This is a genomic window from Pseudarthrobacter sp. rb, from assembly GCF_056389225.1.
On sequence record NZ_JBWJAR010000008.1, the window covers coordinates 143,471 to 158,245 of the forward strand.

Here is a 14,775-nt window from a genome sequence, read left to right on the forward strand (position 1 = left end):
GAGGGCAGTCACCTGTCAAGAAAATAATCACCATCTAGAAATAGCTCTCACATTGTGGCAACATCGAACCCATGAGTGTGAACCAAACCACAGCGGCCAATGAAGAACCCGCTGCCGCCGCCCGCGCCGGAGAGCCCGTGAATGCCATGCCGCCGGAAGGCAAAGTGGGTGCCCGTCCCGCCGACCGCACGGACATGGTGGGCAAGGCCCTGGGGCTGCTGGTCCTCCTGGGTGATGAACCCCGCGGTGCAAGTGCCGCGGAGATTTCCCGCCGCGCCGAACTTCCCTTCAGCACTACCTACCGCCTGCTGGGCTCCCTGACCCGCGACGGCTTTGTCGATTACGAGCCGGACGGCCGCCGCTACCACCTGGGCCTGCGGATCTTCCAGCTGGGACAGCGCGTCTCCAACCACCATGGCTTCGCGGGAACAGCCATGCCCATCCTCCGCCGGGTCACCGAACAGACCGGCGAGGCCACCATCCTCAGCGTCCGCGACGGCCTGCACCACCTGACCGTCAGCAAGGTGGACGGGCCGCAGACCTTCCGCGTGACCAGCGACCCCGGCCACCTCGGCTCGCTCTCCACCACCGCCGTGGGCAAGGCCCTGGTGGCTTTTGCCGAGGATGTGGAACGCGAAAAGCTGCTGGCCGAGGTCCCGCTTGAGGCGCTCACTGACACATCCATTACGGACCGCGGCGCCTTCCGGGCCGAGATCGAGAAGGTCCGCCGGCAGGGATATGCCGTCATGGATGAGGAGAACGAGGCGGGGATGCGCGCCGTGGCCGTGCCGCTGCTCAATGACCAGGGGCATGCCTTCGCCTCGCTGGCCACCGCCGTGCCGGTGTTCCGGCTGGACCTTGAGGGGCTCGTGGCGCACGTTCCCCTGCTGCAGGAAGCCGCCGCCGAACTGGCCGCCAGGCTGCCCCAGCGATAGCACCAGGAGGCCTCACGGCTTCCCCGGAGACTTATTCTGTTCGCATCTAGAACAACAGTGCGATAAGTGAACATTTGTTGTACCGTAATCCCTATCACCCCGCAGCGCGGCCGAGTTCCGCTACTGCCCGGTGTCGTACCAAAGGAGCTGCACGCATGAGCAATCGAACTGAGTCCTACCTGGTAGGGCTGGTTGGTGACGGCGTTACGCCATCGCTCACGCCGCCTATGCACGAACGGGAAGGTGACGTGCAGGGCCTGCGCTACCTGTACCGGCCCATCGACCTGCTGGAACTGGGGCTGACCGGGGAATCGGTGGGCGCCATCCTGCACAGCGCCCGCACCCTGGGCTTCAACGGCCTGAACATCACCCATCCCTGCAAGCAGCTGGTCCTGCAGCACCTGGATGAGGTCAGCCCGGACGCGCGCCGGCTCGGCGCCGTAAACACCGTGGTCATCCGGGACGGCCGCTTCATCGGCCACAACACCGACTTCTCCGGCTTCGCCGCCGCCCTCGCCTCCGGCCTCCCCGGCGCCCGGCTGGACCGTGTAGTGCAGCTCGGCGCGGGCGGGGCCGGGTCCGCCGTCGCCTACGCCCTGCTCAGCGCAGGCGTAAAAACGCTGGACCTGGTGGACATGGACCCCCAACGGGCGGCGGCACGGGCTGCCGAGCTGCAGGGCTTTTTCCCGCACAGCACCGTCACGGCCCGCACGACGGCGGAGCTGCCGCAGCTGATGCCGCTGGCCGACGGCCTGGTGCACTGCACACCCGTTGGCATGGCAGCCCACCCCGGCGTCCCGCTGGACCTGGACCTGCTCGAGCCCCGGCACTGGGTGGCGGACATCGTCTACCGGCCGATCGACACCGAACTGGTCCGCGGCGCCCGCGCCAAGGGCTGCGAGGTCCTGGACGGCGGCCGGATGGCAGTGGGCCAGGCCGCCGACGCGTTCCGGATCTTCACCGGCCTGGACGCGGACCCGGAGCGCATGCGCTCGCACTTCCTGGAACTTGTGGCCGCCGAGGAGGTGGCCGCCTGATGCGCACCGGAATCGCCACCGTCTGCCTCTCCGGCACCCTGAAGGAAAAGATGCAGGCCTGCGCCAGCGCCGGCTTCGACGGCATCGAGATTTTTGAGCAGGACCTGGTCACCTCACCGCTCAGCCCTGAAGATGTGCGGAAGATGGCAGCGGACCTGGGGCTCGGCCTGGACCTGTACCAGCCCTTCCGCGACTTCGACGGCGTCACCCCGGACCTGCTGAAGGCCAACCTCCGGCGCGCCGAGGCCAAGTTCAAGCTCATGGCACGCCTGGGCATGGACACCATCCTGGTGTGCTCCAACGTTGCCACCGCCACCATTGACGACGATGCTGTCCGCGCGGAACAACTTGCACAGCTCGCAAACCTGGCCGGGGACCACGGCGTCAAGGTGGCCTATGAGGCCCTGGCCTGGGGCAAGTACGTCAACGACTACGAGCACGCCTACCGCCTGGTGGAGATGGTGGACCACCCCAACCTGGGAACCTGCCTGGACTCCTTCCACATCCTGTCCCGCGACTGGGACACCGCGCCGATCGAGGACATCAACCCGGACAAGATCTTCTTCGTCCAGGTGGCGGACGCCCCCAAGCTCTCGATGGACGTCCTGTCCTGGAGCCGCCATTACCGGGTGTTCCCGGGCGAGGGGCAGTTCGAGCTGGCCAAATTCATGGGCCACGTGGTCCGCGCCGGCTACACCGGACCCGTCTCGCTGGAGGTCTTCAACGACGTCTTCCGCCAGTCGGACGTCGAGCGCACCGCGGTGGATGCCATGCGGTCCCTGATCTGGCTGGAGGAGCAAAGCGCCAAATGGCTCGCCGGCACCGAAGCCGCGCCCGGCAACGCAGGCGCGCTCCGCCGTCGTTATCCCATGGAACTTGCCACGCTGCCCAAAGTGAACGAACCCGCCGGCTTCAACTTTGCCGAGGTCAAGGCGGACGACACCGCCCAGCTGGAGAAGCTCCTGGGCCAGCTCGGGTTCCAGTTCGAGGGCCGGCACCGCACCAAGGACGTCCAGCTGTGGACCATGGGCCAGGCCCGGGTCATCATCAACGAGCAGGCCGCACGGCACGCCGAACCGGCAATTGCCGCACTGGGGTTCGACGTCGATTCCCCCGTGATCGCCTCCGCCCGCGCCCAGCAGCTCAAGGCCCCCGTGGTGGCCCGCAAGGTCCAGGCGGACGAGGAAGTGTTCCAGGGCATCTGCGCCCCGGACTCCACCGAGATCTTCCTCTGCCAGGGCAGCCCGGACGGAACCGCAGCGTGGACGCACGAATTCGGGGAAGGGCTGGAACACCCGTCAGCAGGAGCGAGGGCGGTCATCGACCACGTCAACCTGGCCCAGCCGTGGCAGCACTTCGACGAGGCTGTCCTCTTCTACACCAGCGCCCTGGCCCTGGAGCCCCAGCCCTTCGCCGAGGTGCCCAGCCCCAGCGGGCTGGTCCGGTCCCAGGTCATGCAGACCTCCGACGGCGCGGTGCGGCTCGTGCTCAACCTGGCACCCATCCAGCAGGCACGGAACGAGGCCCGGAAGACCTACCAGGAACACATCGCCTTCGCCGTGGAGGACCTGGTGGCCACCGCCCGGGCCGCGCGGGAGCGCGGCCTGGAATTCCTCCAGATCCCGGCCAACTACTACGAGGACCTGGACGCGCGGTTCGACCTGGAACCGGGATTCCTGGCCACGCTGCAGGAACTCAACCTGCTGTTCGACCGGGATGCCGACGGCGAGTTCCTGCACTTCTACACCGCGACCGTGGGCAGCGTGTTCTTCGAAATGGTGGAACGCCGCGGCCGTTACGACGGATACGGCGCCCCGAACGCCCCGGTGCGGCACGCGGTCCAGTACGACTCGCTGCACCGCAGCCCTTAAACCCGCACCACCCAAAACCCAGACGCAACAAACCCAACAGATCAGAAAGGAGCCAGCCGTGAAGGAAGACATCAACGCCGAGCTGGAGTCGGAGGAGCTCGTGCCCCCGGCCGAACCCAAGGCTGCCCACCAGCCCCTGGACAAGGCCATCGAGTCGCAGGCGGACCTCAGTGCAGAGATCAACGCCATCGGCGAGGCTTACCGGCGCGCCCTCAAGGACGGCGGCCGGCCGGAGATCCAGCCGCGCCTGGACTACCCGCCGTACCGCAGCAGCATCCTGCGCCACCCCACCAAGAGCCTGCAGCACGCGGACCCCGAGACCATCGAGCTGTACTCGCCGGCGTTCGGGCACCAGGACGTACACGCCCTGGAATCGGACCTGACGATTCAGCACAACGGGGAACCGCTGGGCGAACGGATCATCGTCTCCGGCAAGGTCCTGGACGGCGACGGCCGCCCGGTGGCAGGACAGCTGGTGGAAATCTGGCAGGCCAACTCCTCCGGCCGCTACATCCATAAGCGTGACCAGCACCCCGCGCCCATCGACCCCAACTTCACCGGCATTGGCCGCTGCATCACCGGCCCGGACGGCTCGTACCGGTTCATCACCATCAAGCCCGGCGCCTACCCGTGGAAGAACCACCTGAACGCGTGGCGGCCGGCGCACATCCACTTCTCGCTGTTCGGCACCGAGTTCACCCAGCGGATCATCACCCAGATGTACTTCCCCGGTGACCAGCTCTTCCCGCTGGACCCGATCTACCAGACCATCGTTGACCAGGATGCCCGCGACCGGCTGGTGGCCACCTATGACCACAGCATCACCGAGCCCGAATGGGCCCTGGGCTACAACTGGGACATCGTCCTGACCGGTCCCAAGCGGACCTGGACCGAAAACGAGGCGCTCGGCGCCGCAGGCGACGAGGAGTAGGAAAGATGAGCACCAAACTGGTACCCACCCCCGGCCAGACCGTGGGCCCGTTCTACGGCTACGCGCTCCCGTTCGAGAAGGACAACGAACTCCTGCCCCCAGGCTTCCCGGGCTCCATCCGCCTGCAGGGCACCGTCTATGACGGCGCCGGCCACACCATCCCGGACGCCATCCTGGAGATCTGGCAGCCGGACGCGGACGGCAAGGTTGTCCAGCGCACCGGTTCCCTGGTCCGCGACGGCTACACCTTCACCGGCTGGGGCCGCGGCGCCGTGGGCAACTCCGGCGTCTTCACCTTCACCACCGTCAACCCCGGCCCCACCAAGCCGGGCGCGGCACCGTTCATTTCGGTGGCGCTTTTCGCCCGCGGCCTGACCAACCGGCTGTTCACCCGCATCTACCTGCCGGAGGACACCGAGGCACTGGCCAATGACCCGCTGCTGGCCTCGCTGGAGCCGGAGCGCCGCGAGACGCTCATCGCCCGCCGCGACCCCGACGGCGGCCTCACCTGGGACATCCGTCTCCAGGGTGAGGGCGAGACGGTCTTCCTGGACTTCCAGTGACCCACGCCGCCGCTTTGGGAGACTTGCGCGCCTTCGCGGAAGAGGCCGACGCCGGCCTGCTCACCCCCGTCTCAGCGTCGCCGTTGGTGGCGGCGCTGACGGGGGACCGGGCAGTGCTGGCGGCCATCCTTGCCGTCGAAGCCGGCTGGGCCGCCGTCCTGCAACGGGCCGGGCTGGCACCCGCCGGTTCGGCCGCCGTCGTCGCCTCCGCCACCGAGGCGGGGCGCTACGACCTGGCCGGTATCGCGCTGCGCGCCCAGGGCGGCGGCAACCCGGTGATCCCGCTGCTGGCGGACCTCCGGAAGAACGTGGCGGCGCTGGATACCGCCGGAGTTGGTGCCGCGAAGGCCGTGCACACCTCCCTGACCAGCCAGGACGTGCTGGACACTGCCCTAATGCTGCTGGCCCGCAACACCGTCCACGCGGTGCTGGCGGACTTGAAAGGCACTACGACGGCGCTCGCGCACCTTGCCGGGGAGCATGCGGACACGCTGTGCGTGGGCAGGAGCCTGACACAGCATTCCCTGCCTTACACCTTCGGGCTGCGGGCCGCGCAGTGGTTCCAGGGCGTGGCCGCCGCGGGGCGGCAACTGGAAACCCTCGAGTTCCCGGTCCAGTTCGGCGGGGCGGCGGGAACACTCGCTGCCGGAACGGTGCTGACGGATGGCTCCCAAGCCACGCCGTTCACCCTGGCCGACGCCCTGGCGGCCCAGCTGGGCCTGGCCCCGGCCGCAGCTCCCTGGCACACCAACCGCCTGGCCATCACATCCCTGGGGCATGCGCTGGCGTCCGCGCTGGACGCCTTCGGCAAGATCGCCGCGGACGTCCTGTTCCTGAGCCGGCCCGAGGTGGCGGAGCTCGCCGAACCGCGGGCCGCCGGGCGGGGCGTGTCATCCGCCATGCCGCAGAAACAGAACCCGGTGCTGTCCGTCCTGGTCCGCAGCGCCGCGCTCCAGGCACCACAGCTGGCCGCCCAGCTGCATGTGGCTGCCGCCAACTTCAACGACGAACGCCCGGACGGCGCCTGGCACACCGAATGGCCGGCCCTGCGCCAGCTGCTGGCCCTGGCCCTCGGCGCCGCGGGCCACATCCGCGAACTCGCCGGGGGGCTGCAGGTGTTCCCGGACGCCATGCGCCGCAACCTTGACCTGTCCGGCCCGCTGCTGCTGGCTGAGGGCGTCAGCGCCGCGGTTGCCCCCCTCCTCGAGGAGAAGGACGGCCGCAGCGGCAAGCAGCAGCTGCAGGACGTGGTGGACCAGACGCTGCAGGCGCCCCCTCCGGAACAGGCCGCTACCTACCGCAAGCTGTTCCGCGACGCCTTCCCCGCCGCCGTCGTCCCTGACGCCCGGCTGGAGGAGCTCCTGGACCCCGCCAGCTACCTGGGCCAATCGGCGGAGATTACCCGCCGCGTCCTGGCCGCCTTTCCCGAATTCACTTCCCCTACCACCGACGCGAATGGAGCTTACCGTGGCTAAGCCGGCTTTGAAGGCAGCACTGCTGTCCCCGCAACGTCCCCTGGGCGACCACCCCCTGATGGTGGTGGGGCCCTCCCTGGGCACCTCGTCGATCCTGTGGAACAGGGTGGCGTCCCTGCTCGGCAACGATTACGACGTGGTGGCCTGGGACCTTCCCGGACACGGCGTCTCACCCGCCGCCATCGAAGCGTTCGACGTCGCCGCGCTCGCTGACGCCGTCGTGGACCTGGTGGACTCCATCGCCCCCGGTGAAAACTTCCACTGCGCAGGGGTCTCCCTGGGCGGCGCCGTCGGCCTGCAGCTGGGCATCAAGCACGGGGAACGGCTGAAAAGCCTCTCCGTGCAGAACAGCGGCGCCAAGATCGGCACCCCCGAAGCCTGGCTGGAGCGCGCCGAAACCGTCCGCACCCAGGGCACACCCGTCATGATCCAGGGGTCCGCGGAGCGCTGGTTCGCACCGGGCTTCATGGACCGGGAACCCGATTTCAGCAGCCGGCTGCTGCACGCCCTGCGCGACGCCGACCGCTTCAGCTACGCCTTCTGTTGCGAAGCGCTGGCCGCCTTCGACGTCCGGGAAGAGCTGGGTAGCATCACCGTCCCCACCCAGGTCATTGCTGGGTCCCTGGACGGCGTGGCCACGCCCGCCATGGCCGAGGAAGTGGCAGCGGGCATCACCGCCGGCGGCGGCACCGCGACGGCGGTGACCGTGGAGGGGATCTCGCACCTGGCACCAGCCGAAGCTCCGGCACACGTTGCGGACCTGATGCGCAGCCTGGCCACCTGGGCCGAATCACGGCAGGCCGCCAAGTGAGCGGCGCTGAACACCACGGAGCGCAACGCCACGGCGTGGTCCAGCCCGGCGCCACCAGCCAGGAAATCTACGACGGCGGCATGGCGGTCCGGCGCGAGGTGCTGGGCGACGCGCACGTGGACCGGGCCAACGCCAACAAAGATGAATTCACCGACGACTTCCAGGACATGATCACCCGCATCGCCTGGGGCGGAATCTGGACCCGGCCCGGCCTGACCCGCCAGATGCGCTCCGCGGTCACCATCACCGCCATGGTGGCGCACGGCCACTGGGAGGAGTTGGCCATGCACATCCGCGCCGCCCTCCGGAACGGCCTTAGCAGGGACGAGATCAAGGAAATCCTGCTGCAGACAGCCATCTACTGCGGAGTCCCCTCCGCCAACACCGCCTTCAAGACCGCCCAGCAGGTCTTTCGAGAAATGGACACCACCCGATGAACCAGGCTTTTGTGTACGACGCCGTGCGCACCCCCTTCGGCAAGTTCGGCTCCGGCCTCGCCGCCGTCCGTCCGGACGACCTTGCCGCGCACGTGATCAAGGAGTCCGTGAAGCGGGCGCCGGGGCTCGATGTCGAGCGGATCGATGAGGTGGTGTTCGGCAACGCCAACGGTGCCGGTGAGGAGAACCGCAACATCGCCCGGATGGGCACCCTGCTGGCCGGGCTCCCGGTCTCCCTCCCGGGCACCACGGTCAACCGGCTCTGCGGTTCCTCGCTGGATGCCGCGATCATCGCCTCCCGACAGATCAACGCCGGCGACGCGGACCTGATGCTCGTCGGTGGCGCCGAGTCGATGTCCCGCGCGCCCTGGGTGCTGCCCAAGACGGAGAAGCCGTATCCGGCCGGGGACATGACCCTGGCGTCCACCACGCTGGGCTGGCGCCTGGTGAACAAGGCCATGCCCAAGGAGTGGACCATCTCCCTGGGCGAGGCCACCGAGCGCCTCCGCGAAAAGTACGGCGTGACCCGGGAGGCGCAGGACGAGTTCGCCGCCGCCTCGCACAACCTGTCCGCCGCCGCCTGGGACGAGGGCTTCTACGACAACCTCGTCGCCCCCGTGCCGGGAACGGACCTGGTCCGCGATGAAGGCATCCGGGCGGGTTCTTCGGCGGAGAAGCTCGGCGGGCTCAAGACCGTGTTCCGGGCAGAGAACGGCACGGTCACCGCGGGCAACGCGTCACCATTGTCCGACGGCGCCTCCGCGGCATGGGTGGGCTCCGAGGCGGCCGCCGGGCTGCTGGGGCTGGACCCGCTGGCCCGCATCGCCGGGCGTGGCGCGCACGCCAACGATCCGCAGTACTTCGGCTACGCCCCCGTCGAGGCCGCGAACAAAGCCCTCGAAAAGGCGGGTATCGGCTGGGACCAGGTGGGCGCCGTCGAACTTAACGAAGCCTTCGCCGCGCAGTCCCTGGCCTGCATCAACGCCTGGGGTATTGACCACTCAATCGTGAACCGGCGCGGCGGCGCCATCGCCATGGGACACCCCCTGGGTGCTTCCGGGACCCGGATCCTGGGCACCCTGGCCCGGTCCCTGCAGGCCTCCGGCGAACGCTGGGGCGTCGCTGCCATCTGCATCGGCGTGGGCCAGGGCCTGGCCGTCGTGCTCGAAAACGTCACCGCTGGAAAGGACCAGTAATGCTGAACTTCGTAGATTCGGTCCAGGACGCCGTTGCCGGCATCAAGGACGGCTCCACCGTGATGATCGGCGGGTTCGGCAACGCCGGCCAGCCCTTCGAACTGATCGACGCGCTGCTGGAATGCGGCGCCACCGGCCTGACCGTGGTGAACAACAACGCCGGCCAGGGCGACCAGGGCCTGGCCCTGCTGATCAAGGAGGGCCGGGTGAAGAAAATGATCTGCTCGTTCCCGCGGCAGTCCGATTCCTGGCACTTCGACGCCAAGTACAAGGCCGGCGAGATCGAGCTCGAGCTGGTGCCGCAGGGCAACCTCGCCGAACGCATCCGCGCCGCAGGGGCCGGCATCGGCGGGTTCTTCACCCCCACCGGCTACGGCACCATGCTCGCCGAGGGCAAGGAAACCCGCTTCCTGGACGGCAAATGGCAGGTCTTCGAAACCCCGATCCACGCCGACGTCGCCCTGATCAAGGCCCTCAAGGCGGACGGCAAGGGCAACCTGGTCTACCGCAAGACCGCCCGGAACTTTGGCCCCATCATGGCAGCGGCCGCGAAGCAGACCATCGTCCAGGTGTCCGACATCGTGCCGACCGGCGGGCTGGACCCGGAGAACGTGGTCACCCCGGGCATCTACGTCAACAGCATCGTCAAAGTTGCCGGCAGCGGCAGCACAGCAGAAAAGGCGGCCTGACATGAGCGTGCAGTCCAACGAAAAGTCCCTCCAGACCTCGGCGACGCCGCTGGGCCGCGACGACCTGGCCCGGCTGGTGGCCAGGGACATCGCACCCGGGTCCTTCGTGAACCTTGGCATCGGCCAGCCCACCCTGGTGTCCAACTACCTCACTGAGGAACAGAACATCACCCTCCACACGGAGAACGGGATGCTGGGCATGGGCCCGGAAGCCAAGGGCGAGGAGATCGACGAGGACCTCATCAACGCCGGCAAGATCCCCGTCACCGAACTCCCGGGTGCGTCCTACTTCCACCACGCGGACTCGTTCGCCATCATGCGCGGCGGGCACCTGGACATCTGCGTCCTGGGCGCCTTCCAGGTCTCCGCCACCGGTGACCTCGCCAACTGGCACACCGGGGCACCCGGTGCGATTCCCGCCGTCGGCGGCGCCATGGACCTGGCCACCGGCGCCAAGGACGTCTTCGTGATGATGACCCTCCTGACCCGCGAGGGCGCCTCGAAGATCGTGGACGCCTGCACCTACCCGGTCACCGGCGTCGGCTGCGTCACCCGCGTCTACACGGACAAGGCCGTCTTCCTCATCGGCCCGGACGGCGTCACCGTCCGTGAGACCTTCGGCTGTACCCTCGAGGAACTCCAGGACCTGGTGCCCGTCCCGCTGAAGGCCACGCCCGCCGCCGCATAAGCCTGCGCCCGTCACCGCACCTAGGATTGGTAACCATGATTGACGCCGCAGGCACAGATACCCAGGCCGCCCCGCAGGCCAGCGACCAGTACGTCCAGTCGCTGGCCCGGGGCCTGGCGGTGATCCGCGCCTTCGACGCCGAGCGTCCGGTCATGACGCTCACCGAGGTGGCCTCGCGCACCAACCTCACACGGGCTACGGCCCGCCGTTTCCTGCACACCCTGGTGGAGCTCGGCTACGTGCGGACCGACGGCAAGACATTCGCGCTCACGGCCAAGGTCCTCCAGCTGGGATACGCCTACCTTTCGGGGCTGTCGCTGCCGCAGCTGGCGCAGCCGCACCTGGAGGAGCTGTCCCTCAAACTGGGGGAATCCACGTCCGCGGCCGTGCTGGACGGCACGGATATCGCCTACATCGCGCGGGTGACCAGCCGCCGGATCATGACCGTCGGCATAACGGTGGGCACCCGGTTCCCGGCCTATGCGACGTCGATGGGCCGGGTGCTGCTTGCCTACCTGCCGCCGGCGGACCTCAAGGCCTGCCTGGCGGCCACCGACGTCAAACCGCTCACCCCCCGCGCCCTGGGCACCGTCCCGGAGCTGCTGAAGGTCCTGGAAACCGTCCGGGCGCAGGGCTGGTGCCTGCTGGACCAGGAGCTGGAGCTTGGCCTCATGTCCGTGGCCGCCCCGGTCTATGACGGGGCCAAGGTGGTGGCGGCAGTAAACGTGTCGCTGCAGGCCCAGTCCGTGGAGGCGAAGCCGGACCCGCAGGCGTACCTGGCGTCCGTGGCGCAGGAGATCGTGGCCACGGCCAAGCTCATCTCCGCGGACCTCACTGCCCGCGGCTGACCTTACCCGGAGCTTATTGAAGAGGACGACGGCGGGTGCTTCCCGCCGTCGTCCTCTTCAGTTTTTCCGGATGGCCGCGAAGGCCGCTACTTTACGTGGTTGCCCAGCTCCCGGAGCGGGGTCTTTGCAGTTTCGCGCGCCCACCAGGCGCCTGCCACCGCCAGGACTGAGGAACCTGCCACGATCCAGGCTGCCGGTCCCCAGTTTGCCTTGTCCGCACCCACCAGGGCGGTGCCGAGCAGCGGGGTGAAGCCGGCGCACAGGATGCCGACCTGGAGTCCGATCGCCATGCCGGAGTACCGGACCTTGACGTTGAAGAGCTCGGAGAACCAGGCCGGGTAGATGGCGTTGGACATGGCATAGGTGCCGGCGGTGATCAGCGTGCTGGTCAGGAAGATCATGGGGATGTTTCCGGTGGAGATCACCCAGAAGTAGACAAAGATCATGGCCCCGGAACCGAGCACACCGCCGATGAAGATGGGACGCCGGCCAAAGCTGTCGGACCATCGTGCCATCAGCGGTTGGCTGGCGATCGCCAGGACGTTGCCCAGGATGCTGACCCAGAGCATGGTGGACGCGGGGACACCCACCGAGACCGCATAGGCCAGGCCGAAGGATTGCATGAACGTGTTGGTGACGGTCTCGAAGGACATCAGCGCCACCTGGAAGAACTGCGCCGGGTGCGTCTGGAACATCTTGGCGAAGGGGAGCTTCACCAGTTCCCCGTGGTCATGCTTTTCCTCAAAGACCTCCGGCTCCTCCAGCGAGCGGCGGACCAGGTAGGCGACGATCAGGACCACCAGGGAGAGCCAGAACGGGATCCGCCAGCCCCAGGCGAGGCGGTCCGCCTCGCTCATGGCGGCCACGGGCAGGAAGGCCAGGGATGCCAGCACGATGCCGGCGGAAATGCCGCTCATGGCGAAGCTGGCGAAGTAACCGCGGCGGCCTTCGGGCGCTTCCTCCGTGGACAGTGCGGAAGCGCCTGCGGTTTCCGCTCCGGCGGACAGGCCCTGCATCAGGCGCAGCACCACCAGCAGTGCCGGGGCCCAGTAGCCGGCTGCGTTGAAGTCGGGCAGGGCGCCGATCAGGAACGTGGCACTGCCCATGAGCACCAGGGTGAGCACCAGGGTGTTCTTGCGCCCGATCTTGTCACCGAGGTGTCCGAACACCACGGCTCCGAAGGGCCGTGCGACGTAGGCGACGCCGAATGTGGCGAAGGAGGCGATGAGGGCCACCGTGGGATCGCCGGCCGGGAAGAAGATCTTCGAGAACACCAGCGACGCGGCGGTGGCGTAGATGAAGAAGTCGTAGTACTCCAGGGCGCCGCCAAGGAAGGCAGCCAGCGCGGCTTTCCGGGCGCGCTTGAGCTGGCGTTGTGCTTCAGGCGTTGACTGCGCCTGGGCTCCTGCTGCGATGTGGGTCATGGTGGGGTTCCCTTCCACGCTGAAGGTGGGGATCTGTCGTTATTTGTACGCAATGCGAACAGGTGTGCGGAATGCGCCTAGAAAGAGGATACTAGTCGGTGACGCCAATCACAACGGCAAGAGGAAAGGTGCATCATGGCCGAACCACGCGGGCAGGCATCCCGGCTGGTCCTGATCGGCTCCGCCGCCTCACAGGCCATGTCCCCCGGCCTGTGGAATCCGGTTCTGCAGGAACTCGGCAGCGGGTGGACATATGAGGCTTGGGATGTGGCACCGGACGCCGATCTTGGCGCCGTCCGGCGCAGGCTCATGGAACCGGACATCGTGGCGGCAAACGTGACCATGCCGCACAAGCACTGGGCCGCGGAAACTGCTGATGAAGCCACCGGGCCCGTCCTGCTCAGCGGTGCCTGCAACCTGTTGGTACAGCAGGGCCGCCGCCTGGCAGGGCACAACACGGACGTTACCGCCGTGGGCGTCCTGCTGGAGGGCCGGTACCAGCGGCACGCGGTGTTGCTGGGCGCCGGGGGAGCAGCCCGGGCAGCCTTGATCGCGCTCAAGGACAACCTGGGAAGAGTGTCCATTGCGGACCGCGATCCCCATGCGTCGGAGGAGTTGCTGGACCTGGCCAACGGCTTCGGCATCGAGGCGCAGGCCGTCACCTGGCAGGAGGCGCAGGACCTGGCGCCCGGGGCATCCCTGATTGTCAATGCGACACCCGTCGGGAAAAAGGCCACCGACGGTCCGGTCTGGGGCGGCGCCCCGCTGGCCCCCGATGCTGTGCTCTACGACTACGTCTACGCCGGCCACGCCACTGCCAGCGTGGAGCGGGCCATGGAGTTGGGAGTCCGGTGCATCGATGGGTGGGACCACCTTCGTGAGCAAGCCGTGGCCATGGTGCCCCTTCTTGGCCTGGGCGGCCGGGCCTGCGAGTTGCTGCGGCAAACCCTGGGAGCCCTCCGGGAAAAGCACTGAAAGGCGGACGCGCCGAACGATAAGATCGAACAGGCACCGCAGGCCGGCGCAGGTGTGCCAACCGTTCAGAGAGGAACAGCAACGTCAATGGAGGAGCAGGCAGCCTACTTCGTGAAGTCGGTTGAGAAGGCATTCGACGTCCTGCTCGCTTTCACTCCGGACCAGCCCCGGCTGACCGTGTCGCAGGTTGCTGCCCGGACGGACATGACCCGTGCCTCCGCCCGCCGCTTCCTGCTGACCCTGGCGGACCTTGGGTACATCCGCGTCGAGGGGCCGGCCTTCGAACTCACGGCGCGGTCCCTGGACGTCGGCCGTTCCTACCTTGCGGGCCTGACCTTGCCCAGGGTTGCCGAGCCCCATCTCAGGGACCTGGCTGCGGAGCTCAATGAAACAACAGCCCTGTGCGTCCTCGACGGCGGCGATGTGGTCTACGTGGCCTGCGTGCCGTCTCCGGGGCTGCTCAGCGTTTCCATCACCGTCGGCACGCGCTTCCCGGCGTGGGCAACCTCCATGGGCCGGGTCCTGCTTGCCGGGCTGCCTGGTCCACAGCTGGAGGAGTACCTCCGGTCGGTCCAGCTGCGCCGTTTTACCGACCGCTCAATCGGCAGCGTGGAGGACCTCAGGGCAGAGGTGGAAGCGGCGCGGGCCAGGGGCTGGTCCATGGTCTCCCAGGAACTTGAGGAGGGCCTGCGCGGTGTGGCCGTCCCGGTCCGCCGCGGAAACGAGGTCGTTGCTGCTGCCAATGTGTCCCTGCAGACACACCGGGCAGCGGCCCGGGACATCGAGGCAACGGTCCTGCCGCAGTTGACCGAGGCTGCGCGGCGCATTGCACTCGATTACGGCGGTCCTGCCGTCCGCGCCGTTTAGCCCTCGCAGCTCCTGGTCCACGCAGCAG

At 68.1% G+C, this 14,775-nt stretch carries 15 protein-coding genes; 14 read left to right on the top strand and 1 reads right to left on the bottom strand.

What is annotated here, in order from left to right:
* Positions 1-71 precede the first annotated feature (71 nt).
* The 12 genes from ACWRN3_RS12825 to ACWRN3_RS12880 all read left to right on the top strand — a co-directional run bounded on the left by ACWRN3_RS12825 (position 72) and on the right by ACWRN3_RS12880 (position 11,481).
* Positions 72-935, top strand: a complete 864-nt coding sequence (locus ACWRN3_RS12825) for an IclR family transcriptional regulator (RefSeq protein WP_476740848.1) — start codon at positions 72-74, stop codon at positions 933-935.
* 155 nt (positions 936-1,090) lie between these two features.
* Positions 1,091-1,972: a shikimate dehydrogenase gene (locus tag ACWRN3_RS12830; RefSeq protein ID WP_476740849.1), complete on the top strand. Its 882-nt coding sequence runs from the start codon at positions 1,091-1,093 to the stop codon at positions 1,970-1,972.
* Entirely contained in the window at positions 1,972-3,843 is a 1,872-nt protein-coding gene (locus tag ACWRN3_RS12835; RefSeq protein ID WP_476740850.1) for a bifunctional sugar phosphate isomerase/epimerase/4-hydroxyphenylpyruvate dioxygenase family protein, read from the top strand. Before ACWRN3_RS12830 ends, ACWRN3_RS12835 begins: the two co-directional genes overlap by 1 nt.
* Positions 3,844-3,901: 58 nt before the next feature.
* Positions 3,902-4,774: a protocatechuate 3,4-dioxygenase subunit beta gene (pcaH, locus tag ACWRN3_RS12840; RefSeq protein WP_476740851.1), complete on the top strand. Its 873-nt coding sequence runs from the start codon at positions 3,902-3,904 to the stop codon at positions 4,772-4,774.
* Between the two features lie 5 nt (positions 4,775-4,779).
* Positions 4,780-5,337, top strand: coding sequence for a protocatechuate 3,4-dioxygenase subunit alpha (gene pcaG / locus ACWRN3_RS12845; protein WP_324643545.1), 558 nt, complete (start codon positions 4,780-4,782; stop codon positions 5,335-5,337).
* The gene (locus ACWRN3_RS12850) at positions 5,334-6,812 is read left to right on the top strand and encodes a lyase family protein (protein ID WP_324643544.1); all 1,479 of its coding nucleotides are present in this window, start codon (positions 5,334-5,336) and stop codon (positions 6,810-6,812) included. The genes pcaG and ACWRN3_RS12850 overlap by 4 nt, the downstream gene beginning before the upstream one ends.
* A complete protein-coding gene (locus ACWRN3_RS12855; protein ID WP_255173737.1) occupies positions 6,805-7,623 on the top strand; it encodes an alpha/beta fold hydrolase in 819 nt (272 codons plus the stop codon). Before ACWRN3_RS12850 ends, ACWRN3_RS12855 begins: the two co-directional genes overlap by 8 nt.
* Positions 7,620-8,060 carry a 4-carboxymuconolactone decarboxylase gene (pcaC, locus tag ACWRN3_RS12860; RefSeq protein WP_324643543.1) on the top strand — a complete coding sequence of 147 codons (441 nt, stop codon included), beginning with the start codon at positions 7,620-7,622 and terminating at the stop codon, positions 8,058-8,060. Before ACWRN3_RS12855 ends, pcaC begins: the two co-directional genes overlap by 4 nt.
* Positions 8,057-9,256 (top strand): thiolase family protein, encoded by a 1,200-nt coding sequence (locus ACWRN3_RS12865; RefSeq protein ID WP_476740852.1) that lies wholly within the window; start codon positions 8,057-8,059, stop codon positions 9,254-9,256. The genes pcaC and ACWRN3_RS12865 overlap by 4 nt, the downstream gene beginning before the upstream one ends.
* Positions 9,256-9,945 carry a 3-oxoacid CoA-transferase subunit A gene (locus tag ACWRN3_RS12870; protein ID WP_255173734.1) on the top strand — a complete coding sequence of 230 codons (690 nt, stop codon included), beginning with the start codon at positions 9,256-9,258 and terminating at the stop codon, positions 9,943-9,945. Before ACWRN3_RS12865 ends, ACWRN3_RS12870 begins: the two co-directional genes overlap by 1 nt.
* Before the next feature lies 1 nt (position 9,946).
* Entirely contained in the window at positions 9,947-10,633 is a 687-nt protein-coding gene (locus ACWRN3_RS12875) for a 3-oxoacid CoA-transferase subunit B (RefSeq protein ID WP_255173733.1), read from the top strand.
* Positions 10,634-10,668: 35 nt separating this feature from the next.
* Positions 10,669-11,481 (top strand): IclR family transcriptional regulator domain-containing protein, encoded by an 813-nt coding sequence (locus ACWRN3_RS12880; protein WP_255173732.1) that lies wholly within the window; start codon positions 10,669-10,671, stop codon positions 11,479-11,481.
* 86 nt (positions 11,482-11,567) lie between these two features.
* Here ACWRN3_RS12880 and ACWRN3_RS12885 read toward each other — a convergent pair whose 3' ends face one another.
* Positions 11,568-12,905, bottom strand: coding sequence for an MFS transporter (locus ACWRN3_RS12885; RefSeq protein ID WP_476740853.1), 1,338 nt, complete (start codon positions 12,903-12,905; stop codon positions 11,568-11,570).
* Between the two features lie 135 nt (positions 12,906-13,040).
* Here ACWRN3_RS12885 and ACWRN3_RS12890 point away from each other — a divergent pair, with 135 nt between their 5' ends.
* Together ACWRN3_RS12890 and ACWRN3_RS12895 are read left to right on the top strand one after the other, a co-directional pair.
* On the top strand, positions 13,041-13,880 hold the full coding sequence (locus ACWRN3_RS12890) for a shikimate dehydrogenase family protein (protein WP_476740854.1): 840 nt from the start codon (positions 13,041-13,043) through the stop codon (positions 13,878-13,880).
* 87 nt (positions 13,881-13,967) lie between these two features.
* A complete protein-coding gene (locus ACWRN3_RS12895; RefSeq protein WP_476740855.1) occupies positions 13,968-14,747 on the top strand; it encodes an IclR family transcriptional regulator domain-containing protein in 780 nt (259 codons plus the stop codon).
* Positions 14,748-14,775: the final 28 nt, after the last annotated feature.